Origin of the sequence: Microbacterium natoriense (assembly GCF_030816295.1) — a bacterium.
Classification (GTDB): domain Bacteria; phylum Actinomycetota; class Actinomycetes; order Actinomycetales; family Microbacteriaceae; genus Microbacterium; species Microbacterium natoriense_A.
In genome coordinates this window covers 3,396,503-3,418,250 of sequence record NZ_JAUSXV010000001.1, presented here as the reverse complement: position 1 = coordinate 3,418,250, position 21,748 = coordinate 3,396,503, and the positions used below count along the sequence as shown (strand labels likewise).

At 68.3% G+C, this 21,748-nt stretch carries 18 protein-coding genes and 1 tRNA gene; 11 read left to right on the top strand and 8 right to left on the bottom strand.

Features of this window, described 5'->3' with window-relative positions:
* Positions 1-90: 90 nt before the first annotated feature.
* Positions 91-1,032 (top strand): NADP-dependent oxidoreductase, encoded by a 942-nt coding sequence (locus tag QFZ53_RS16175; RefSeq protein WP_307298157.1) that lies wholly within the window; start codon positions 91-93, stop codon positions 1,030-1,032.
* A 3-nt stretch (positions 1,033-1,035) separates the two neighbouring features.
* Here the strand turns inward: QFZ53_RS16175 and QFZ53_RS16170 are convergent, their stop codons facing one another.
* Together QFZ53_RS16170 and QFZ53_RS16165 are read right to left on the bottom strand one after the other, a co-directional pair.
* The gene (locus tag QFZ53_RS16170) at positions 1,036-1,530 is read right to left on the bottom strand and encodes a MarR family winged helix-turn-helix transcriptional regulator (protein WP_130498376.1); all 495 of its coding nucleotides are present in this window, start codon (positions 1,528-1,530) and stop codon (positions 1,036-1,038) included.
* 7 nt (positions 1,531-1,537) lie between these two features.
* Positions 1,538-2,038 carry a GNAT family N-acetyltransferase gene (locus QFZ53_RS16165; RefSeq protein WP_307298155.1) on the bottom strand — a complete coding sequence of 167 codons (501 nt, stop codon included), beginning with the start codon at positions 2,036-2,038 and terminating at the stop codon, positions 1,538-1,540.
* 137 nt (positions 2,039-2,175) lie between these two features.
* Between QFZ53_RS16165 and QFZ53_RS16160 the strand changes: the two genes are divergently transcribed.
* The 6 genes from QFZ53_RS16160 to QFZ53_RS16135 all read left to right on the top strand — a co-directional run bounded on the left by QFZ53_RS16160 (position 2,176) and on the right by QFZ53_RS16135 (position 7,729).
* Positions 2,176-2,247, top strand: a tRNA-Gln gene (locus QFZ53_RS16160).
* A 1-nt stretch (position 2,248) separates the two neighbouring features.
* Positions 2,249-3,679 (top strand): bifunctional UDP-N-acetylglucosamine diphosphorylase/glucosamine-1-phosphate N-acetyltransferase GlmU, encoded by a 1,431-nt coding sequence (gene glmU, locus QFZ53_RS16155; protein ID WP_307298153.1) that lies wholly within the window; start codon positions 2,249-2,251, stop codon positions 3,677-3,679.
* 6 nt (positions 3,680-3,685) lie between these two features.
* Entirely contained in the window at positions 3,686-4,720 is a 1,035-nt protein-coding gene (locus QFZ53_RS16150; RefSeq protein WP_307298151.1) for a ribose-phosphate diphosphokinase, read from the top strand.
* A gap of 95 nt (positions 4,721-4,815) precedes the next feature.
* Complete coding sequence (locus QFZ53_RS16145) at positions 4,816-5,280, top strand: FMN-binding protein (RefSeq protein ID WP_307298149.1); 465 nt, start codon at positions 4,816-4,818, stop codon at positions 5,278-5,280.
* A 14-nt stretch (positions 5,281-5,294) separates the two neighbouring features.
* Entirely contained in the window at positions 5,295-6,155 is an 861-nt protein-coding gene (locus tag QFZ53_RS16140) for an FAD:protein FMN transferase (protein WP_307298147.1), read from the top strand.
* A 20-nt stretch (positions 6,156-6,175) separates the two neighbouring features.
* Positions 6,176-7,729 carry an FAD-dependent oxidoreductase gene (locus QFZ53_RS16135; RefSeq protein WP_307298145.1) on the top strand — a complete coding sequence of 518 codons (1,554 nt, stop codon included), beginning with the start codon at positions 6,176-6,178 and terminating at the stop codon, positions 7,727-7,729.
* A gap of 105 nt (positions 7,730-7,834) precedes the next feature.
* On the opposite strand, the gene QFZ53_RS16130 is transcribed toward QFZ53_RS16135, so the two are convergent.
* The 4 genes from QFZ53_RS16130 to QFZ53_RS16115 form a co-directional block, all read right to left on the bottom strand.
* Positions 7,835-8,668 carry a DUF559 domain-containing protein gene (locus QFZ53_RS16130; protein WP_307298143.1) on the bottom strand — a complete coding sequence of 278 codons (834 nt, stop codon included), beginning with the start codon at positions 8,666-8,668 and terminating at the stop codon, positions 7,835-7,837.
* Positions 8,669-8,844: 176 nt separating this feature from the next.
* A complete protein-coding gene (locus QFZ53_RS16125; RefSeq protein WP_444916581.1) occupies positions 8,845-10,320 on the bottom strand; it encodes a sensor histidine kinase in 1,476 nt (491 codons plus the stop codon).
* 11 nt (positions 10,321-10,331) lie between these two features.
* Positions 10,332-11,060: a response regulator transcription factor gene (locus tag QFZ53_RS16120; RefSeq protein ID WP_292910173.1), complete on the bottom strand. Its 729-nt coding sequence runs from the start codon at positions 11,058-11,060 to the stop codon at positions 10,332-10,334.
* A gap of 44 nt (positions 11,061-11,104) precedes the next feature.
* Positions 11,105-12,091, bottom strand: a complete 987-nt coding sequence (locus QFZ53_RS16115; protein WP_307298139.1) for an acetylxylan esterase — start codon at positions 12,089-12,091, stop codon at positions 11,105-11,107.
* 103 nt (positions 12,092-12,194) lie between these two features.
* Here QFZ53_RS16115 and QFZ53_RS16110 point away from each other — a divergent pair, with 103 nt between their 5' ends.
* Positions 12,195-16,211 (top strand): golvesin C-terminal-like domain-containing protein, encoded by a 4,017-nt coding sequence (locus QFZ53_RS16110; protein ID WP_307298138.1) that lies wholly within the window; start codon positions 12,195-12,197, stop codon positions 16,209-16,211.
* Positions 16,212-16,269: 58 nt separating this feature from the next.
* Here QFZ53_RS16110 and QFZ53_RS16105 read toward each other — a convergent pair whose 3' ends face one another.
* Together QFZ53_RS16105 and QFZ53_RS16100 are read right to left on the bottom strand one after the other, a co-directional pair.
* Positions 16,270-17,430, bottom strand: coding sequence for a mandelate racemase/muconate lactonizing enzyme family protein (locus QFZ53_RS16105; protein WP_307298136.1), 1,161 nt, complete (start codon positions 17,428-17,430; stop codon positions 16,270-16,272).
* A gap of 92 nt (positions 17,431-17,522) precedes the next feature.
* On the bottom strand, positions 17,523-18,326 hold the full coding sequence (locus QFZ53_RS16100) for an IclR family transcriptional regulator (protein ID WP_292910166.1): 804 nt from the start codon (positions 18,324-18,326) through the stop codon (positions 17,523-17,525).
* A 217-nt stretch (positions 18,327-18,543) separates the two neighbouring features.
* On the opposite strand from QFZ53_RS16100, the gene QFZ53_RS16095 reads away from it, so the two are divergent.
* From QFZ53_RS16095 to QFZ53_RS16085, 3 genes are read left to right on the top strand one after another with little or no spacing between them, the layout of a single operon-like run.
* Positions 18,544-19,476 (top strand): carbohydrate ABC transporter permease, encoded by a 933-nt coding sequence (locus tag QFZ53_RS16095; RefSeq protein WP_292910164.1) that lies wholly within the window; start codon positions 18,544-18,546, stop codon positions 19,474-19,476.
* Positions 19,476-20,333: a carbohydrate ABC transporter permease gene (locus tag QFZ53_RS16090; RefSeq protein WP_292910162.1), complete on the top strand. Its 858-nt coding sequence runs from the start codon at positions 19,476-19,478 to the stop codon at positions 20,331-20,333. Before QFZ53_RS16095 ends, QFZ53_RS16090 begins: the two co-directional genes overlap by 1 nt.
* Positions 20,334-20,381: 48 nt before the next feature.
* A complete protein-coding gene (locus tag QFZ53_RS16085) occupies positions 20,382-21,689 on the top strand; it encodes an ABC transporter substrate-binding protein (RefSeq protein ID WP_292910160.1) in 1,308 nt (435 codons plus the stop codon).
* Positions 21,690-21,748: the final 59 nt, after the last annotated feature.

Here is a 21,748-nt window from a genome sequence, read left to right as displayed (position 1 = left end):
ATTGACCTTCTGGCCACTGTTGCGCCGAGATCGGATCGACCAGGCTGGAGGCTCACAGGCCGGAACGGCCAGCAGCGAAAGGTGGATCACGTGCGTTCAGCGAAGTACTCCGGGGCCGGAGCAGCATCCGAGGTCATCTCGATCATCGACATAGAGGCTCCCGTCCCGGGACATGGAGAGGTCCTCGTGAAGGTCGGCGCCGCCGGTCTCAACCCCGTCGATGTGAAGATCCGTGCGGCCGCGACCGACTTCGGACAGATCATCTACACCGACCTCCCCGGGTGGGACGTCGCGGGCGTCGTCGCGGCGGTCGGCTCCGGTGTCGACGCCTGGGCGGTCGGCGACCGGGTGTTCGCGCTCGCGGCGTTCCCCGATGCCGCGCACACCCTCGCCGAGTACGCGGTGGTCGCCGCAGAGGATCTCGCGACGGCTCCCTCGACCTGGAGCACAGCGCAGGCAGGGGCCGCACCTCTCACCGCCCTGACCGCCTGGCAGGCGCTCGAGGCGGCGGGTGTGGTCGCCGGCCAGCGCGTGCTGGTGCTGGGCGGCGCGGGCGGCGTGGGGCATCTCGCGATCCAGCTGGCGGCGGCGCGCGGTGCGGAGGTGGTTGCCACCGGCAGCCCCGCGAAGAACGAGCTGCTGCGCTCCTGGGGCGCGGGACAGACCGTGGACTATCGGGATGACCAGGCGCTCGCCGCGATCGCCCCGGTGGATGCCGTGGTCATCACGGTCGACGACACGCTGCCTCCGCGCGGCTCGGTCAAGGCGGGTACCGCCGTGGTCACGATCACCGGGCTCTCCGACGATCACGCCGCACAGCTCGCGTCGTGGGGCGCCGGGCCGATCCGGCGGATCCTCGTCGCCGCGTCCGGTGCTCAGCTCGCCGAGATCGCGGCCCTGGCCGAGGCCGGCCGGGTGAGCGTGCACCTCGACTCGGAGTTCCCGCTCGACGACCTCGCCGCGGCGCAGGAACGGGTGGAATCCGGCCGGGTCACGGGCAAGGTCGCCGTCATCGTCGACCCGACCGTGTAGGACTCAGGCGTCGAAGCTCAGACTGAGCTTGCGGAGGAGGCCGGCCAGCCGTTCGCGGTCGCTGCGGGACAGCCCCTGCAGCAGGTCGGCCTCCACGTCGACGAGGCGGGTGATCGCAGCATCCACCCGGATCCGTCCGTCGTCCGTCAGGGTCACGAGCACGCTGCGACCGTCGGCGGGGTCGGACTCCCGGCGCACGAAGCGGCGCCCTACCAGCCGATCGATGCGGTTGGTCATGGTTCCGCTGGAGACCAGGGTCTGCTGCAGCAGCTGCTTGGGGGAGAGCTGGAACGGGGCGCCGGCCCGCCGCAGAGCGGACAGCACGTCCCACTCCCACGGCTCCAGGTCGCTGCGGCGGAACACGTCACGGCGCGCGCGGTCGAGCAGCCGCGTCAAGCGGTCCACGCGCGAGAGCACCTCGAGCGGGGAGAAGTCGAGGTCCGGTCGCTGCGTGTTCCACGCGCCGACGATCCGGTCGACCTCATCCACCTCGCTCATCCGTTCATTATCGCGGGTGCAGCGCCGAGTCGGGGGACCTCGGCGGTACCGGCGTCAGCGTCATGAACGCGCTGTTCTCGTCGGGAAGGTAGCGGCCGAAGGCCCCGCACTCGACGAATCCGGCCTTCGCGTACATCGCACGGGCCGGCGCGAAGAAGTCGTGCCTTCCGGTCTCCAGAGACAGACGACGGATGCCGCGCCCTGCCGCGTCGTCGATCAGGAAGGCGAGCATCGCCCGTCCGAGCCCGCGGCCGCGCACGGACGGATCTGTGCGCATCGACTTGAGCTCCTCGTGGTCCTCATCCACCGGCGCCAGGGCGCCCGATGCGACGATCCGGCCCTCGAGCGTCGCCGCGAACAAGCGGATGCCGGGGGCGAGAAGCCGTTCGATCGCCAACGCATGCTGGCTCTCGGGCGGAGCGGTTCCCTGCATGTCCGCGTGATGGGCCGCGATGAAGTCGGACAGTGCGGACGTCGACGTCTCGACCCGTTCGATGACGATGCTCATCTCATCAGCATGCCAAGGCCGCATTTCCGACGTATGACGACCGGCTCCAGCGTGACCGCCCGTCGCACCCAGGAGGACATGGCAGACTTGAGGGGCAGACTCTTCGACGGGCTCACCAAGCCATTCGGGGTGTCCGGTCCGCCGTGGTGTAATGGCAGCACGACAGCCTTTGGAGCTGTTAGGTCTAGGTTCGAGTCCTGGCGGCGGAGCATGACTGGGAACAAGCTCGCGATCATCATCCTCGCCGCAGGCCAAGGCACGCGCATGAAGTCGCGCCTGCCGAAGGTCCTGCATCCGATCGGCGGGCGTCCCCTCGTCGGTCACGTTCTCACCACCGCCGTGCGGCTCGCCGCCGACCACATCGAGGTCGTCGTCCGGCACGAGCGCGACCAGGTCGTCGCCGCGCTCGCCGAGGACTACCCGGATGCCGTGTTCGTCGATCAGGACGAGATCCCCGGCACCGGACGCGCCGTCCAGGTCGCGATCGACGCGCTGCCCGACGACTTCGACGGCGACGTGCTCGTGCTCTCGGGAGACTGCCCGCTGGCGGACGCCGACACCCTCGCCGCGTTCCTCGACGAACACCGAGCCGCAGGAGCGCCGGCGACCCTGATGACGGCCGTGGTGGACGACCCCACGGGCTACGGCCGGGTCATCCGCGACGCCGACGGCGGCGTGGACCGCATCGTCGAGCAGAAGGATGCGAGCGCCGACGAGGCTGCCGTCCGCGAGATCAACGCCGGGATGTACGTGTTCCGCTCGGAGACCCTGCGCCGCTACCTCCCCGAGATCGGCGTCGACAACGCGCAGGGCGAGATGTATCTCACCGATGTTCCCGGTCTGCTGCGTCGCGACGGCGACCGGGTCGCGGCATCCGTCGTCTCCGACGTCACCGTCACCTACGGCGTCAACGACCGCGCTCAGCTGGCCCTCGTCGGCCGGCTGCTGAACTCCCGGATCGTGCGCCGCTGGCAGCTCGAGGGCGTCACGATCGTCGACCCCGACACCACCTGGATCGACGACGATGCCACGCTCGCATCCGACGTGACGATTCTCCCGAACACGCAGATCCTGCGCGCCACCACGATCGCCGCGGGCGCGACCATCGGGCCGGACACCACCCTCGTGGACTGCGAAGTGGGGGAGGACGCGACCATCCGCCGCACCGACGCGACGCTCGCCGTGATCGGTGCGCAGGCGACGGTAGGCCCCTTCTCGTTCCTGCGCCCCGGCACGATCCTCGGCGCCAAGGGCAAGATCGGCGCCTACGTCGAGACGAAGAACGCCGAGATCGGCGAGGGCAGCAAGGTCCCGCACCTGTCCTACGTGGGAGATGCGACGATCGGTCGCGGCGTGAACCTCGGGGCGAGCACGATCACCGCCAACTACGACGATGTGAACAAGCACCGCACCGTCATCGAGGACGAGGTGCACACCGGATCGCACACGACCCTGGTCGCTCCCGTTAGGCTGGGTGCTGGCGCGAAGACAGGCGCCGGTGCCGCCGTCCGAAAAGACGTCCCGGCCGGTGCGCTTGCCATGAGCGTCGCGCCTCAGCGCAACATCGAGGGCTGGGTCGAGAAGAACAGGGCAGGCACGGGTGCGGCGGATGCTGCAGCCCGAGAGCGATCGGCGGAATAGGCGGAAATGGCGCGCAAGAAGAAGACTGTCGATCTGGACCGCGATAACGACATCGCCCCAGGGCTCGTCGCCAAGACGAAGAAGCGACTCGTCATCGCCGGCGGACGTTCGCACCCCGGGCTGACCGCCGCCGTCGCAGCGGATCTCGGCACCGAGATCGCCCCCGTCGAGCACCGCACCTTCGCGTCAGGCGAGATCTACGCCCGTTTCGAGGTCTCGATCCGCGGCTGCGACCTCTTCCTCATACAGACGTTCGGCGAGCCCGTGAACGAGTGGCTCATGGAGACGCTCATCATGATCGATGCGGCCAAGCGCGCCTCGGCCAAGCGCATCACCGTCGTCGCACCGTATTACCCCTACTCGCGCCAGGACAAGAAGGGCCGTGGCCGCGAGCCCATCAGCGCGCGCCTGGTCGCCGACCTGCTCAAGACCGCAGGCGCCGACCGCGTCATGAGCGTCGACCTGCATGCTGCGCAGATCCAGGGCTTCTTCGACGGACCCGTCGACCACCTGTTCGCCAAGCCCGTGCTGCTCGACTACTTCCAGCGCACGCTGTCGAAGGAGGACCGCGAGATCCTCACGGTCGTCTCGCCCGACATGGGCCGAGTGCGTGTGGCCGACACCTGGTCGGACAGCCTCGGCGCTCCGCTCGCGATCATCCACAAGCGCCGCGACCCGAAGGTCGCCAACCAGGTCTCGGTGCACGAGATCGTCGGAACCGTCGAGGGCCGTACCTGCCTCCTGGTCGACGACATGATCGACACCGGCGGCACGATCGTGAAGGCCGCGCAGGCTCTCAAGTCGGCCGGTGCGCATCGCGTCATCGTCGCGGCGACCCACGCGATCTTCAGCGACCCGGCGTCCGACCGCCTGCAGGACGCTTCGATCGACGAGGTCGTCATCACCGACACCATCCCGCTCACCGAGTCGCGTCGCTGGGACAAGCTCACGATCCTCCCCATCGCGCCCCTGCTGGCACGCGCGATCCACGAGGTGTTCGAAGACGGCTCGGTGACCAGCATGTTCGGCGGAGACGCCTAGGCGTCTCATCGCCGCGGCACAGCCCGCGCATAGGACCGATGCATACCGTTGAATGCATCGACAGCTCGTCGACGCACCCAACCGGGAGGGCCAGCATGATCCGCACGAACGTTCCCCAGTCCGTACGCAAGGTCTCAGCGCTCGTGGGCGTGGCCGGACTCTTCGTCCTCGCCGGCTGCTCGTCCGCCGCCGATGCGGAGACCGACAAGGGCACCGGCACCGACTCCCCGTCGACCAGCACGGACTCCAACGCGGGCGCGGCGACCTACGCAGACGGCACCTACACCGCAGACGGCTCGTACCAGACGCCCGAGACCGTCGAGTCGGTCACAGTGACGCTCACGATCGCCGACGGCGTCGTGAAAGAGGTCGAGGTCACCGGGGACCCGCAGGCTCCCGAGACCGAGCAGTACCAGTCGAAGTTCATCGGCGGCATCGCGGATGAGGTCGTCGGCGTCGCTCTCGACGACCTGAAGGTGAGCCGTGTCTCTGGCTCGTCGCTGACCAGCGGCGGTTTCAACGCCGCAGTCGAATCGATCAAGGAGCAGGCCGCCTCCTAGGCGCCTGACCTGCCATGACGATCTGGCGTTTCGACGCGATCGGCACCCGGTGGGAGATCGAGGGCGACCTCGACAGCGGCGATCGCGCTGCCGTCAGCGATCTGATCGAGCGCTTCGACCGCGACTGGTCGCGGTTCCGTGCCGACTCGGCCGTGTCACGGCTGGCGACGGCAGGCGGAGTGCTGGAGTCGGCGGATGCCGCCCCCATGCTCGACGCCTACCGGGCCCTCTCCGGCGCCACCGGGGGTGCGGTGAACCCGCTCGTGGGCGCGAGCCTCGAGGCACTGGGATACGACGCGGCGTACACGCTGACCTCGGGCGCGGCCGTGGCGGCACGGGATGACTGGTCCGAGGTGATCTCGTGGAGCGCACAAAGGGCGACGGCATCCGCTCCGGCTCTGATCGACGTGGGCGCCCTCGGCAAGGGACGACTGGTCGATCTCGTCTTCGCCGCTCTCGACGGCGTCTCGGGTGATCTCGTGGTCGACGCGGGCGGCGACATGCGCGTGCGCGGTGCGGCCGTGCGCACGGCCCTCGAGCACCCCTTCGACGCCACCAAGGCGATCGGCGTCGTGGAGTTGCAGAACGGCGCACTGTGCGGCTCGGCGACCAACCGCCGAGCGTGGGGCGACGGGCTGCACCACGTGCTCGATGCCCGCACGGGGCAGCCGGTGCGCACCTGGGCGGCGACCTGGGCTCTCGATGCCGAGGCGATGAGGGCGGATGCCGTCGCCACCGCGCTGTTCTTCGAGGGCGGACCGGAGCTTGCCGCCGACTGGGGCGTCGACTGGGTGCGGATGAGCACGGACGGCAAGGTCGAACGCTCGGAAGGCTGGCCAGGGGAACTGTTCCTCGCCCGCCCCCGAGTGTCGTGAGATAAGGAAGAGTGGACGTCGTGATCACCGCATTCACCGCTGTCAGGCAGCGGGTCCTCGCGCTCCTGGGCGCGCTGTCGATGTACCGCCTGGTGCTGTTCTCGCTCCTCGCGCTGGCTCTGTTCGCCGAGCTGCTCTCGTTCGCGGGGCTGGTCGCGCCGCAGCCGTTCGAGATCCTCGTCTCCTTCGTCGTCCTCGCCGTGGTGATCTCCGCAGTCGACGCCGCCGTGCAGCGGCTGCTTCATCTGCCATGGCGCATCGAGTCGTCGCTGGTCACCGCGCTGATCCTGCTGTTCGTCCTCGCGCCGGCATCCGGCCTCGCTCCCGAGGCCCTCGGCGGGCTCGCCCTGGCCGGAGCCCTGGCCAGCGTCTCGAAGTACGTGATCGCGTGGCGCGGACGGCACATCCTGAACCCCGCGGCGTTCGGCGCCGCCGTCGTCACGATCACAGGTCTCGGCACGACCTCGTCGTGGTGGGTCGGCACCCCCGCGCTGTTCGTACCGGTCGTGATCCTCGGACTGTTCGTGCTGTGGCGCACCGAGAAGGTGCGGCTCGTGCTGGTGTTCCTCGTCATCGCGATCGCGGTCTCCCTGCTGCGCCAGTACGTGCAGCTCACCCAGGGCGGTCTGCCCTTCGACGCCGGCCAGGCGTTGTCGTTCGCAGTGCTGCAGTCGCCGTACTTCTTCCTCGGCGCGTTCATGCTCTCGGAGCCGCTGACGCTGCCCCCACGGCGCTGGCAGCAGTTCTCGGTGGCTGCCCTGGTCGGCGTGCTCGCCGGATGGCCGATCTTCGTCGCAGGTTTCACGCTCGGGCAGGAGCGCGCGCTGCTGATCGGCAACCTGCTGGCCTTCGCGTTCGCGGTGCGCGGATCGGTGCGCCTCACGCTCGAGAAGCGCGCGTTCATCACGCCCACCGTGCAGGAACTCACGTTCCGCACCAAGAGCCGGCTGCGGTTCCTTCCCGGCCAGTATCTCGAGCTCGACGTCCCGCACCGTCGCCCGGACGCCCGCGGAACGCGCCGCGAGTTCAGCATCGTCTCGGCGCCCGGTGACCTTCCGACGCTGCGGATCGCATACAAGGACGGCGACCAGAAGCATCCGTCGAGCTACAAGCGCGCACTCGCCGCAGCCCAGCCGGGCGCCACGCTCGCGGTGACCGGCACCTGGGGCGACTTCCTGCTGCCGAAGGGCGATGTACCCGTCCTGATGGTGGCGGCCGGCATCGGAGTGACGCCGTTCGTGTCCCAGCTCCGGCAGCTGCAGGTGACGGGGGAGAAGCGCGACGTCGTGCTCGTGTACGTGGCGTCCGACCCCGCCGAGCTCGCGTTCCGCGATGAGCTCGCCGCGACCGGCGCCCGCGTCGTGGTCTTCACCCGCGAAGAGCCCACGGACCTGCCCGCGCGCTGGACCTGGGCGCAGGGCGCGCGGCTGGACGCCGTGGCCCTGGAGAAGCACGTGGCAGACCTCGCATCCCGCCACGCGTTCATCTCCGGCCCGCCGCGGCTGATCGCCGATCTCGCCCCGGCCCTGCAGAAGGCGCACAACCTCACGACCGACGCGTTCGCCGGGTACTGAGCCGCGCTCGGGCCTTCCGCGTTCGATTCGTCGGGAGGATTCCGCTCCGTCGGGGCCTTCCGGCGCGACGCGCTGGAAAACCGCCTGCGGCTCCCGACAGAGCGATCAGTCGCGCTCGTGCAGCCGAACGACGGCCGCGATGATCGCGGCTTCGACGGACGGCCAGTCGTGGACGATCTGCGCGTAGTCGAAACGCAGAGTCTCGTATCCGAGGGCGGATGCCGCGGCATCCCGCACCCGGTCGCTGTGGCGCTTCGTGTCGCTCTCGTGGTTCTCTCTGCCATCGGCCTCGAGGATCAACCGCCCCGCGATAACGAAGTCCACGCGGCCGACGGTAGGGATCTCGACTTGGCACTCGAGGGTGATGCCGAGAAGGTGCACCCGGAGCCGCAGCAGCGACTCGAGCCCACTGTCAGCATCGTCCCGCGCGAGGTCGACGAGCCAGCGGCCATGGGACGGAATCCGCGCGCGGATGCGAGCGAGACCCGCCCGCCTGACCTTTCGCTGCACCAACGCCGATTCGAGCGCCGCGAAGAACACCTCGTCTGATGCGCAGCGGTACGCATGCACGAGCACGTCTTCGATCGGCGCGAGTCCGAGGCCCGCTGTGCCTGCGTGGTAGTGCCCAGTGCATTCGCAGTCCGTGTGGTGCGATCGCCCTCGACCGCCGAGCCAGACATGAATCTGCGGGTCGTCATCGAGTACCCAGACTCCGTGCAGTCGAAGAGCTCGCCGGCACGTGAGGGCGCCGCCGTGCTCCGCGGCGGTGATGATGTCCGGAGCGGTCGTCGGGAGGGCGAACACGCCCTGACGCACGCGGACGATTCGTCCCGCGTTCAGCTCTGCGTGCAGCATCCGCCTGCTTAAGCCGTACTGCCCGAGCAGCGTGCCTCGGGCGATGCCGCCGTGGTGAGCGAGGATGAAGGCCGCGGATTGCATGCGTCGATCGTCGTCCGTGCAGGCGACCGATGGGATGCCGCGTCCGAATCTGTGGAGAATCCATCCGATCGCCGATCACTTCGTCGGGAGGCGCCCCTTGTAGTCCGGCGCGTCTAGTCGAAACCACCCGACAGGCCGGAATCCTCCCGACAAAGTGATCGTGACGGCTCACCCGCTCAGGCGCCCAGGACCGGGCTCAGGGGCAGGTGCACCGAGAACGTGGTGTCGCCAGGGACGCTGGAGACCTCGATGCGGCCGTGGTGACCTTCCACGATCGCCTTGGCGATCGCGAGGCCCAGACCGGTTCCGCCGGTCTGCCGGGCGCGCGAGCTGTCGCCGCGGGCGAACCGCGCGAAGAGCTCCTCATGCACCGCCGGATCGATGCCGGGCCCGTCGTCATGCACTCGAAGAACCGCCTCGTCGCCCTCGCGCGTCACGCTCAGCGTGATCTCCGTGCCCGCAGGGGTATGCGTCCGCGCGTTCGCGAGCAGATTTGTGACGACCTGATGCAGACGGCCGGTATCGCCGACCACGACGACCGGCTCGTCGGGCACGTCGATGTTCCACCGGTGCTCAGGGGCCGTCGGCCGAGCATCCGACAATCCCTCGAGGGCGAGCTGAGCGAGATCCACCGTGCCGTAGACGAGTTCGCGTCCCTCGTCGAGTCGGGCCAGCAGGAGCAGATCCTCGACGAGCCTGGTCATCCGCAGGGATTGCGCCTGGATGCGCTCGAGCGAAGTGGTCGTCCCCTCGATCGCCGCGGGACCCTGCTGCTGGCTGAGCGCACGCAGCGACAGCTCGGAGTATCCGCGGATCGACGCGAGCGGCGTCCGCAGCTCGTGGCTCGCGTCGGCGACGAACTGGCGCATGCGCTCTTCGTTGCGCTGACGAGCGGACAGCGATGTGTTCACGTGATCGAGGAGCTTGTTCAGCGCTGCGCCGACCAGACCGGTCTCGGTGCGAGGGTCGGCTTCGGATGCCGGGACGCGTTCGGTGATCTCGACCTCGCCCCGGTCCAGGGGCTGGTTGGCGACGCGAGTCGCCGTCGCCGCGACGGCGCGCAGCGGGCGCAGACCGACGCGGATAGTGATCGCGGTGGTGAGGGCGAGCAGGATGAGGCCGCCGAGCGTCGCGAGCACGATGACCGTGAGCAGAGTGGCGAGCTGGTTCTGGATGTCGCCGCGGGGGAGACCCGTCACCACGACGGTGCCGTTGCTCGTCGAAACTATCGAGACGCGGTACGAGCCGATCCCCGAGATCGAGACCGTTCCGGTGTGACTGTCGTCGAGAGCGTCGTTGATCTGCATGAGCTGTTCGGTCGTGAGGGCCGTGGACGTCCCGAAGTCCTTCTCGGTGGCGGCTACGACGAGGCCGGTGGTACCGGTGGTCGCACTGGACACCGCGAACAGCAGACCCGGAGGAACCTGCTTGCCCCCGAGCACATTCTGTGCGGTCACGCCCGCGGGCGGGAACTGCTCCACATACTGGCGGTAAGCGTTCGAGTAGTACAGGAGCTTGTCGTCCAGCTGACGTTCGAGAGTGTTCCCGAGAATCGCGGTGGTGATGACGGCGACGATCACGAGGATGAGCGACACGAAGCCGATGACCGCGGTCATCAGCCTCGCCTGCAGAGTCAGCGGCCGGCGCGTCATCCTCGTGGAGCTCACTGTGGAGCCTTGATCATGTAGCCCACGCCGCGCACGGTGTGAAGCAGGGGCGTGCGCCCCGCGTCGATCTTCTTGCGCAGGTAGGAGATGTAGAGCTCGACGACCGACGACTTGCCGCCGAAGTCGTAGCTCCACACCCGGTCGAGGATCTGCGCCTTGGAGAGCACACGGCGCTCGTTGCGCATCAGGTAGCGCAGCAGCTCGAACTCGGTGGCTGTGAGCTCGATCTCGGTGCCGTCGCGGACCACCTCGTGGCTGTCTTCGTTGAGGGAGAGATCGGCGACGCGCAGGATCGACTGGCCGTCGTCGGCGGTGGCGTGCCCGGTGCGGCGGATGATCGCGCGCAAGCGTGCGATGACCTCCTCCAGACTGAAGGGCTTGGTGACGTAGTCGTCGCCGCCCGCGGTGAGGCCAGCGACTCGGTCGCCCACTGCGTCCTTCGCGGTCAGGAAGAGCACGGGCACGAGGCTCCCCGACTCGCGCAGGCGCTTCAGCACCGACAAGCCGTCGAGGTCGGGCATCATGATGTCGAGCACCAGTGCGTCGGGCTCGAACTCGCGCGCGACCTGAAGGGCTTCCAGGCCCGAGGATGCGGTGCGCACCTCCCAGCCCTCCATCCGCAGCGCCATGGCGAGCAGGTCGGTCAGCATCTGCTCGTCGTCGACGGCGAGGATGCGCAGCGGGGAGCCGTCGGGGCGGCGCAGTTCGGGGTGCACGGTGCTCATAGAGTTATTCTGCGGAATCTCCTATGGGATTCCTATGGAGAGCCCTATGCGTTGTCTGGGAGCTTCGGTTCCACCCGGTCCGCGGGCAGGGCGAGGAAGTCGATCGCAGCCTGCAGCGCGAGGCGATCGGACAGCTCGCCGATCGGACCCTCGAGGTGCCCGTTCGCCCGCACATGAAGCCGCCGTGGGCCGGCAAGAGCGTGGTAGACCGCGAACTGTCCGCGGGGGTCGACTGCGGGATCGAGCAGCGCCGCCCCGACGAGCACCGGCAGGCGAAGACGTCGTGCAGCCGCTGCCGCATCGAAGCTGTCGAGCACGGGACGTGCGTCGGGGTGACGCAGAAGATGCTGCCGGACTGCCTCGCCGCTGCCCGTGCACCGCCTGCTCAGGCGGACCGCGTGATGACCGAAGCTCGGTACGTCCAGGCACGCGCGACGGAATCTTGAGTCCCACGGGAGCGCCATCGCTCCGATCCCGCCTCCGAAGCTGCTGCCGTGGAAGTCGAGAGCTGCCGCAGCTGCGGGGGCCATGTCGAGCAGAACCGTCGCTGCACGCCAGATGTCCGCGACCGCGAAGCGGTGCGAGTAGGTGTCGCGATGTGCGATGCCTGCGAGCACGTGCTCTGACGGTGCGGAGGGGAAGCGGCTGGGAGTGCGGGCATGGGTGCCCGGTGCACACGGGAAGATCGCGGTGGTGTCCGAGGGGACCAGTTCGAGGTCGGGTCCGCTGCGGCCTCCGTATCCGTGACCGACGACGAGTCCGCGACGAACGGCCCCTGAGGTGTGCGGAATCATGACGTAGGCCGCGGCATCCTCGCCGGCCGACGAAGAGAACCGGACCTCTGTCACGCGATGCGACGGCGTCGGCGCGAGTTCGCCGAGAGTTCTCCATGCGATGGGTCCGGTGCCGAGCTCCTCGAAGCTCGACTGCCAGAACTCGTCGAAGTCCGAAGGCTCCTCAGGACCGTCCGTCGGCGCGAGCAGGGCCGACAGGGAGTACTCGGTCATCTCCTCGGGGTGGTCCTGGATCACCGTGCGGCTCCTCACCGGATCTGTGGCGTGATGGTCGTCGGCATCCATGATCGTGCATGAGGGCCCATTGACATGATCGCATACTCATTGCAATATGTGCATCATGGATTCAACGCCGAACTCCGAAGAAGAGGACCGCCCGCTGCAATGGAGCCGCCGGTCAGTGCTGCGCATGCTCGTGATCGCGGGGGTGCTCCCACCCGTGCTGGGCGGGTACGACTCTGCGGCCTCGGCATCGATCATGCCGATGGAGCCGACGACCTCGTCCGGCGCCTACCCCGATGCGCTGCGCCGATTGAGCATGCCGAATCTGTCGGTGTCGCAGATCGCGCAGCTCACTGGGTCGGGTCATCGGATGACGTTCTTCCGAGCGACGTGGGATGGCGGCGAGACGATCGTGCGCGACCTCGAAGTCGCACACGGCGGAGGCTGGCTGCCGGTGACCGACACGGCGCACCGATTCGACGAGCAGTGGGTGGTGCTGGCGGGTACGCTGCCGTCCGGGAGTGCGCCGGAGCTCTACGGTCCGTTGACGCCGAGCTGGCTGGGCTTCACCTCCTATCAGGTGCTGGGCCCTCAGGCGATCGAGTTGCGCACGAGCACCGACGACGTGGAGCTGGTCGTGCGCTGGCGTCTGGAGGGGGCGCACCCCGAGGCTCACTACGTGCTCACGGCGAAGAACGCCGGCGACTACATCGTCGGATACCAGAGCCAGGACACCCGGTCGCTCGACGATGTCGACGAGGTGCTCTGCGGCTCGTACCAGCACGCGCTGTCCGTCCTCGACGGCTCCGCGCCGCTCGGCGCGTGGGAGCTGTTCGCGCCGATGGCGCTGACCCAGTACGCCGTCGGCGGCATCCCGGTCACTTCGGGCGTCTACCTGCCCTCGGAAGTGGCGGAGTTCGTGCACGAGCGGCAGCTCATGGCGGACCGCCAGCCGTACGGCATGAGCTTGCGCAACGACAGCCTCGACGTGGTGCCGTGCATGTACTCCCCGCAGCCGGGATTGCGCACGGCGATGGCGGCAGGTGCGCAGCGCGGCTTCGCGTTCGGCATCGCCGTGCGCGCCGACACGCTGTACGCGACCTATGCCGACCTGTGCCGGACGGAGTACGGCCTGGTGGCGTATCGGAGCAACGTCTACGAGCGATCGCTGACGGATGCCGTCCACGCCATGGCGGCGCTCATCGCCGTCGAGCCCGACGGCGACGACGCGATCGACTACATCCCGTCGTACTCCGGCTGGTGGAACCGCGCCAAGGGGTTCGTCGACGTGGAGAACGAGGATGCCGTCAGATCGGCGGCGAGCGGCGTCGTGCTCTCCGCTCATTACCTCACAGGAACCCCCGACAGCACGCTGTACGCTCGCCGAGCCCGTCCGCTCATCGAGTACCAGGTGTCGCGGAAGGGGATCGGGCATTCGCCGATCATCGGCAGCCCCGTCTACAACGACACGACCCAGTACCGGATCGGAAGGATCCCCACGGATGCCGTGAACCTGACGGCGCTCTATCAGCTCACGCACGGCCGCAACGCCGGCATCCAGCGCCTGGCTGTGCAGGCCACCAAGTCCGGTGTCGTCGGACAGAGCCGCGCCCCGTTCTCGACCGCACTCGCCACCTACCGCGCGACCGGGGATCCGGCGTTCCTGGCGGAGGCGACGCTCATCGGCAAGCGGTACGTGCAGGAGCAGATCCTCACCCCCTACCGCAGCAACGGCCAGCCGCCCGGCGGCTTCGCCTACAGCTTCTCGAAGTACTGGGTCGATCTCCTCGAGCTGTTCGAGGTCACGGGAGATCCCGAGTTCCTGGACGGGGCGTACCGCGAGGCCCAGCGCTTCATCACCCAGACGGCAGTGCGGCCGGTGCCGGATCAGACCGTGACGGTGCCGGTGGGACATGTCATAGAACAGCAGTACGACTGGGAGTCGCGCTCGTCGCTGCCCGCCTATCCGACGACCTCGGTCCCCACCGAGACCGTCCCCGCGTGGTACGTCTCGCCATCCGGGCTCACCTTCGAGGCGCTGTCGTCGTTCAAGCTCGGGGTCAGCTCATTGACCGATCCCGGTGGTGGATACGTGTTCAACCCGTGCTGGGCGGGTGCCCTGCTCAGGCTGGCGCACCACACGGGGGACACGCTGCTGGCCGACGTCGCGCACAACATGGTGATCGGGCGGTTCACGACCTATCCCGGCTACTACGGCCGGCAGTTCCAGGTGGCCCACATGAAACCCGACTTCGCGACGAGCGGCCCCGTCGGCATCACCGGCTACTACTTCCACCATGCTCCGGCGCAGCTCGGTCTGGCGATGGACTACCTGATCAGCGAGAGCTATTACCGCAGCGGGGGGCGCATCGACTTCCCGCACGTCTTCGAGGCGGACTTCGCCTACTTCAAGTTCTTCGCCTACGGACACGCACCCGGCACGTTCTTCGGAGAGGCGGGCGTGTGGCCCTATTTCCCCGACGGACTCATCTCGCTCGACAACCCGTTGATCAACTGGATCGCGGGGGCGAGCGACGACGCGCTCTACATCAGCCTCACCAACTCCTCGGCGGGCGTGCAGCAGGTCGTCGTCGATCTCGTCGGCGACCTCACGGGAGTGTCCCGCTCCGCTTCTCCGGTGGTCGAGGTGGTGACGGCCGACGGCATCCGCTCTTCTGCGACGGCGTCGCACGGCAGGGTCTCCGTCAGCGTGCCCGGGCACGGACTGCTCGCCCTGGTGGTGCGGAACGTGACTGTGGAGCGCCCCAGCCTGCCTTTCGATGACGTCGTGGACCACGGCGTCGACAGCTTCCACGAATTCGACTCGGCGCCGGGAACCGACTACGGGCTCGTCCGCGGAATGCTGCTCGTGCGCCCGGGCGGCGAGGGCTACGACGCCTATGTCCAGATCGATACCGAGCAGGCGGCGACGCTCACGTACAGGATCGACGGACAGGCCGCGCAGCAGGCCCCGCTCAAGGAGTATCCCTACGAGTGGACGATCGGGGTCGACGATCCACGCAAGACCTTCCGCTACACGGTCACCTCGGGAGGCGCCACCACGGACGAGGTCACTCTGCACCTGCCAAGGCGCATCGCCGGCGTCGGCGCCGAGGTGTCTGGAGACGTGGTGGCCCAGGCCACAGGAACGGCGGGGGACAGGGTTCCCCTGATCATCGAGGTGCGCAACGGCACCGGTCACCCGGTCTCGGGCACCGTGGCGCTGACGCCGCCCGGCGGCTGGCAGCTCGAGGGCACAGTGCCGCCGGTGACGGTTTCTGCACACGGGACCACACGTGTGGAGTCGGCGGTGGTCATCGGATCGGCGGCGGCTCCCGGCGAGGTCGCGGTGTCGGCGACGCTGTCACAACCGGGAGCTGCCGCGCTCGCCCTGCGTCCGGCCACCGTCGAGGTGATCGACAGGCGCCGACTCGTCTCGCTGACCAGCGACACCGAGATCGCGAGCGGCCCTGGAGCGGTCGTGAAGCTGACCGCATTGGTGATCAACACCGGTGTGACACCGCTGCAGGGGACGCTGGGTCTCTACGGCGCCACGGGATGGACGATCGGTCAGCGGGATGCGGTGGTCGTCGTGCCTCCGCGCTCCGACGTCACCCACACGTGGACGGTGACGGCGGGATCGACGATCGCGCCGGGGTCGACGACGAGATTCGAGGCCCGGCTCGACCAGACGCTGCGCAAGGGTGTGCTGGTCCGGGTCGCCGACGAGGGCATCATCGCGCACACGCAGTCGCCGTGGCCGGGATACCTCGAGACAGGCCATTGGTACCCGAGCGGTCTGTCCGGGTGGAACGGGACCCGCACGCGCTACAGCGACACCGATTCGGTCGGCAGCACCGTGACGTGGAACGTCGAGCTGCCGCAGGCCGGGCTCTACCGTGTCTCGGTCTGGTATCCGACCAACCCGACGACGACCACATCGGCGGCCTACGTCGTCGAGCATCAGAGCGGTAGCAGCGAGGTCATCGTGGACCAGACCCAAGGCGCGGGCGCCTGGCGTGCGCTCGGCACCTTCCGCTACGACGCCGGCGCGGTCGGGGTGGTGCGGCTGGAAGTCCGCAACACGAGCATCCACCGGGTCAGCGCCGCCCAGTTCGTCCGCACCGGGGACTGACAGAGGGGGCGGACCGGCGTGAACCGGTCCGCCCCCTCTCGGCGGTTCCTGCAGGCGTTCAGCGCCGCACGTACTGCTGGACGGCGTCCTCGTCGACGGTCACGCCGAGTCCGGGTCCTGTGGGGACGACGAACCCGCCGTCGGGCTGGACTTCGAGCGGAGTGGTGAGGATGAGGTTCGCCACCGGCAGCGTGAACGGCTGGTACTCGAAGGCGAGCAGAGAGGTCGCGCTCGCCGCCACATGCACTCCCGCGGCCATCGCGATGCCGAAGGCCGCCGAGTGGTGCGGTGCGACCTGAGCGTGGAACGCATCGGCGACGGCGGCGATCGCGAGACCCTCGGTGATGCCGGTGCGTCCGATGTCGGGCTGTGTGAGCCCGACGGCGCGCCGAGTGAGCCAGTCGGTGAACTCGAACCGGCTGCGCATCGCCTCGCCGACCGCGATGGGAGTGGCGAGCGAGGCGGCGAGGTCGCGGTGGCCCTCGACGTCCTCGGGCGCCAGCGGCGCCTCGAAGAACCACGCCCGACGGTCGTCGAGTTCGCGTCCGAGCGCTTTCGCCTCGCCGAGGCGGTAGGTCCAGTGAGCGTCCAATGCGACATCGAGGTCGGGATGCACGGCGCGGATGGCGTCGTAGGTGGCGAGATCCGTGCGGATGTCGGTTCCGAGGTGCAGTTTGATCCGCCGCACGCCGGCTTCGACCATCTCGGCGGCCTTGTCGGCCTTGTCCGCGTCGTCGGACCCGCGGATGCCGGAGATGTACGTGGGCAGCACCTCGGCGAAGCGCCCGCCGGCGAGCTCCGAGACGGAGAGACCGGTCGCGTGACCCCAGAGATCCCACAGGGCGATGTCGACCGCTGCCATGGCATCGGCCTGATGGCCCGTGAGGTGGCCGCGTTCGCGCATCGACTCCGTCATCCGATGCCACAGCGTCCGGACCGAGCGGGGATCCTCGCCGATGATCAGCGGCGTGAGAAGGCGATCAACGATCGCGGCGGCGACCTCCGGTGCGACCGGGGCCAGTGCTTCTCCCCAGCCGATGAGGCCGTCGTCGGTCTCGATCTTCACCAGGAGGGTCTCGTAGCCGGGGGAGTACAGGCTCCGCCACGGTCGCCGGACGACGTAGCCGCGATGCGCCACGCCCGTGTCACCCGCGTAGGAGTCATCGGCAACCTCCCTCGACAGGAAGAGCGGGAAGGTCTGCACGCGCGCGATTTTCACAGGGGTCTCCGAAGACAGTCGTGAGGGAAGAGGCCGACGGCGGGGTGCCTCGGCGAGGGGTCAGGGCGCCGCAGTCGATGCGGCGTCGCAGGTCAGAGGGCGGCGAACGCCGTCGCCGAGCGGGAGGGGCTGTAGCCGAGGGCGACGGAGATCTCGTCGGCCGCCTCGATGAGCTGCAGGGCGAGCTCCTGATGAGGGGCGTGCAGGTCGAGAACCGACAGGGGACCGCTCGCGGAGAGCGCGGCGACGATGTCTCCGGCCCGGTCGTGGATCGGCGCGGCGATGCAGGCCCGGCCGAACGCGAGTTCTTCGATCTCGGTCGCGTAGCCGCGACTGCGCGTCTCGTCGAGCGCGACACGCATGCTCTCGCGGTCGACGATCGTGTGCGGGGTGAATCGCTGAGGGGAGTGCTCGAAGTACGCATCGACCTTGTCATCCGGCATCCCCGACAGCAGCGCCTTGCCGAGGCCGGTGGCGTGAAGCGGGCCGGTGCGGCCGGCCATCGCGAACGACTTCGGCGCCAGCGCGCCTTCGAAGTTGCAGAGATAGGTGAAGGTGAACCCGCTGAGCTCGGCGACGTTCACGCCGATCTCGATGCGTCGGGCGAGATTCTGCGCGATCTGCCGCGACGCGCGGAAGACGGGAGAGCCGTTGAGGGCGATCGTGCCGAGCGAGACGGCTGCGGGGCCGAGCCGGTAGAGACCCGTCCGTCCGTCCTGCACGACGAACCGCATCCGGTCGAGAGCAGACATCATGCGCGACACCGTCGACTGTCCGAGACCGGTCAGAGTGCAGAGTTCGGAGACCCTGAGCTCACCGGACTCCTCGGTGAAGCATGCGAGCAGCGACATCGCCCGTTCGACCGTCTGTGTGCCGCCCACCGATTCCGATGCCATCGTGAGTCCTCCTCCATGCCGGCGCCGCATCTGCAACGCCGTTGCCAGTCATCCTAATGAGAGTCGTTGCACCAGGCAAGACAAATGTGGGTGCGTTATGCATTTTATGGATTTCGAATCCGCATTGTGGTTAACTGGCCCCACGTCATCGTCGACGACTGCGACGACGATGTGCAGGGCCCCGAACGGGGTCGCCCCTACTCGGAAAGTGAATCCAATGCCACAAGCCACCCTCGAGCGGCCCGCGAGTCGCGAGCAGGTCGAGCCGCGCTCCGGGCGACGCTCAACGCTGGGCGCCAAGGACCGCACCTTCGGCTTCATGATCGCACTTCCCGCGGTCCTGTTGTTCCTCGTGATCGCGATCTTCCCGCTCGTGTCGAGCATCGGCACGAGCCTGTACGACCAGTCGCTGCTGCGACCAGAGCGCACGTTCGTCGGCTTCGACAACTATGCGGCGATCTGGGACGAGTTCGTGGCGAGACTGGGGACCACCCTCGTGTTCGCATCGCTCTCCACGGTCTTCCCCCTCGTACTCGGCGTGGCCCTCGCGATGCTCCTCAACTCGCGCATGCGCGGGCGCAACATCCTCCGGGGCGCGTTGATGCTGCCGTGGCTGCTCCCCGGCGTCGTGGTCTCCTTCCTCTGGGCGTGGATCTTCAACGACAGCTACGGCGTCGTGAACCACGTGTTCGCGGTCTTCGGGCTTCCTGAGATCAGCATGCTGGGAAATCCGACCGGGGCGATGGCCGCCGTCATCATCGCGAAGACCTGGCACTCCTTCCCCTGGATCATGGTCGTCGCACTCGCCGTGCTCCAGACCCTGCCCGGTGAGCAGATCGAGGCGGCCACGATCGACGGCGCGACGAGAGCACAGCGTTTCCGCTACATCTCGCTGCCGCACATCGCCGGCCCGGTCGCACTCGTCGCAGTGCTCGAGTTCATCTACAACTTCGGCAACTTCGACACGATCTTCGTCATGACCGGCGGCGGCCCCGGCGACTCGACCACGACGCTCGCGGTCAGCCTCTACCACCTGGCCTTCGGCAGCTACGAGCTCGGCAAGGCCTCCGCGATGGGCGCGCTCTGGCTCGTCCTGCTCGCGATCATCTCGAGCGGTTACCTGCTCCTCAACCGACGACTGGAGAAGTGATGCTGCGCAGCCGCGACATCGGCGAGTCGATCATCCGCCCTCGCCTGTCCATCCCGGGGCGCATCGCCCTCCTCCTGCTCGCCCTCTTCGGCCTGCTCCCCGTGTACTGGCTCACCGCCACGGCGTTCACGAGGAAGGAGGACGTCTTCTCGCAGGACCGGCCGTTCTTCCCCGTGAACCCCACGATCGAGAACTTCGTCGGCTTCTTCCAGAACGACGCGCTCCTGAAGAACCTCGGCAACAGCATCATCGTCTCGAGCGGCACGGCACTCCTCGCGGTCCTCGTCGGCGGGCTCATGGCCTACTCGCTGTCGAAGTTCCGCTACCGCGGCCGCAACGCGATCATGTTCATGTTCCTGATCGGACAGCTCATCCCCGGTGCGCTGCTGCTGATCTCGCTGTACCTGATGCTGAGCTCCGCCGGCCTGCTCTACACGTACACCGCGCTGATCATCTCGTTCACGACTTTCACGCTGCCGCTCACGGTGTTCCTCCTCAAGGGGATCATGGACGGCCTCCCCGACGACATCCTCGAGGCGGCGAAGGTCGACGGGCTCTCCCGGACGGCCACCATGTTCCGCATCGTGTTCCCCCTCGTGGTGCCCGGGCTCATCACGGCCGCGATGTTCGCGTTCATGCGCGGCTGGAGCGACCTCCTCTTCGCGCTCACGCTCGCCGGACCCGACAAGCAGACGCTGCCGGCAGGCCTCACCCAGGCGTTCATCCGCGAGGGCACGGCCGACTGGCCGGCTCTCATGGCGGCATCCCTCATCACATCGCTGCCGCTCGTCATCATCTTCGTCCTCCTCCAGCGCTATTTCGTCTCCGGCCTCGCAGCCGGCGCCGTCAAGGGGTAGCGGAATGTCCTCGAATAACCCGATCCCATCCACGAAGGAGCAGTGCCCATGAACATCTCCCACACGCAGCTGAGTCGTCGCGCCTTTCTCGGCGGCAGCACTGCACTGGTCGCGCTCGGCGCCCTCACCCTCGCGGGCTGCGCCACGCCGGTCGCGACTCCGCCCGGTACGGCGGAGAACGCCGCGACCAAGGCCAAGACCATCAACTTCTACGGCAACTCGCTCGGCGAGGAGGCGCTGAAGCCCGCTTGGCAGGGCATCCTCGACGGCTTCTCGAAGAAGGCCGGCGTGACCGTCGCGCCGGTGATCTACCCCTACGATCAGGCCGCCACGCAGCTGGCCCTGACCGGCCGCTCCGGCAAGCTCCTCGGCGTCGGACAGTCCGGTGGCTGGCAGGTGCTCACCCCGATGAACGTGCTCGCAGACCTCTCGGAGCTGGCGGAGGGGCTCGGCATCCCGCAGGGCGTGCTCGATTCCTACACGATGGACGGCAAGCTCCTCGTGCTGCCGCTCACCGCCGCCGGCATCGGCCTCATCACGAACGGCGAGATCGCCAAGAGCGTGGGAATCAAGTCGGGCATGTCGGTCGAGCAGTTCGCGACCGCGCTGGAGAAGATCAAGTCCCAGGATTCCTCGCTCATCCCGTATGCGGCGGTCACGAAGAACCCCGACCTCAAGGATGCCGTGCACTGGATGTGGGGGTTCGGCAGCGAGGTCGTCACAGACGACTTCACCTGCACGATCGGCGACGCCGAGAGCGTCGAGGCGATCACCTGGTACAAGTCCCTGCAGGACGACGGGCTGACGCAGACGAACGTCGCCCGCAGCGACGCCCGCATCCTGTTCGCCAGCGGACGGGCAGCCCTCTACGACGACGCACCGCTCGCCTCGACCTTCGTGAAGACCAACGGGGCGGCCCAGAACATCGTCGACAACATCGGCGCGATCTCGAGGCCCACCTCCGGCAAGAAGAAGTCGTTCAACCGGGCATGGGGAGGCGGTTTGTTCGCCAGTGCCGGTGAGGGCGAGCTCACGAGCCGTGAGTTCATCACCTACGCGGCGACCAACGTCGAGGCGGCGACCGCACTCTACGAGCGCTCCGCGGTGGCGCCCGCAGCCAAGAGCGTTGCCGACAAGATCCCGGCTCTCGCCGCCGACAAGTTCCAGGTCGCCTTCCGCACCGAGGTCTCGGAGCACGCGCGGGGCGCGGCGTGGGACCGTGTCGCGGTGACCGCCCAGATCGACACCGCGATCGGCGGCGGGGTCGCGACCATCCTCGCCGGCCAGGTGGACGTGCAGACCGGTCTCAACGCTCTCAAGAAGGAGGTGCAGGGGCTGCTCGACTCGAACACCTGAGCATCTCCGCACACGAATGCCGCGCCGGATATCACCGGCGCGGCATTCGTTCGTCAGGC

What these genes read in the sequence shown, in the direction of transcription:
- QFZ53_RS16090 (WP_292910162.1), top strand. Translation starts at nt 19,476, where the DNA reads ATGCTGCGCAGCCGCGACATCGGCGAGTCGATCATCCGCCCTCGCCTG.
- QFZ53_RS16130 (WP_307298143.1), bottom strand. Translation starts at nt 8,668, where the DNA reads ATGCAATCCGCGGCCTTCATCCTCGCTCACCACGGCGGCATCGCCCGA.
- QFZ53_RS16095 (WP_292910164.1), top strand. Translation starts at nt 18,544, where the DNA reads ATGCCACAAGCCACCCTCGAGCGGCCCGCGAGTCGCGAGCAGGTCGAG.
- glmU (WP_307298153.1), top strand. Translation starts at nt 2,249, where the DNA reads ATGACTGGGAACAAGCTCGCGATCATCATCCTCGCCGCAGGCCAAGGC.
- QFZ53_RS16125 (WP_444916581.1), bottom strand. Translation starts at nt 10,320, where the DNA reads ATGACGCGCCGGCCGCTGACTCTGCAGGCGAGGCTGATGACCGCGGTC.
- QFZ53_RS16150 (WP_307298151.1), top strand. Translation starts at nt 3,686, where the DNA reads ATGGCGCGCAAGAAGAAGACTGTCGATCTGGACCGCGATAACGACATC.
- QFZ53_RS16100 (WP_292910166.1), bottom strand. Translation starts at nt 18,326, where the DNA reads ATGGCATCGGAATCGGTGGGCGGCACACAGACGGTCGAACGGGCGATG.
- QFZ53_RS16085 (WP_292910160.1), top strand. Translation starts at nt 20,382, where the DNA reads ATGAACATCTCCCACACGCAGCTGAGTCGTCGCGCCTTTCTCGGCGGC.
- QFZ53_RS16170 (WP_130498376.1), bottom strand. Translation starts at nt 1,530, where the DNA reads ATGAGCGAGGTGGATGAGGTCGACCGGATCGTCGGCGCGTGGAACACG.
- QFZ53_RS16145 (WP_307298149.1), top strand. Translation starts at nt 4,816, where the DNA reads ATGATCCGCACGAACGTTCCCCAGTCCGTACGCAAGGTCTCAGCGCTC.
- QFZ53_RS16140 (WP_307298147.1), top strand. Translation starts at nt 5,295, where the DNA reads ATGACGATCTGGCGTTTCGACGCGATCGGCACCCGGTGGGAGATCGAG.
- QFZ53_RS16165 (WP_307298155.1), bottom strand. Translation starts at nt 2,038, where the DNA reads ATGAGCATCGTCATCGAACGGGTCGAGACGTCGACGTCCGCACTGTCC.
- QFZ53_RS16110 (WP_307298138.1), top strand. Translation starts at nt 12,195, where the DNA reads ATGGATTCAACGCCGAACTCCGAAGAAGAGGACCGCCCGCTGCAATGG.
- QFZ53_RS16120 (WP_292910173.1), bottom strand. Translation starts at nt 11,060, where the DNA reads ATGAGCACCGTGCACCCCGAACTGCGCCGCCCCGACGGCTCCCCGCTG.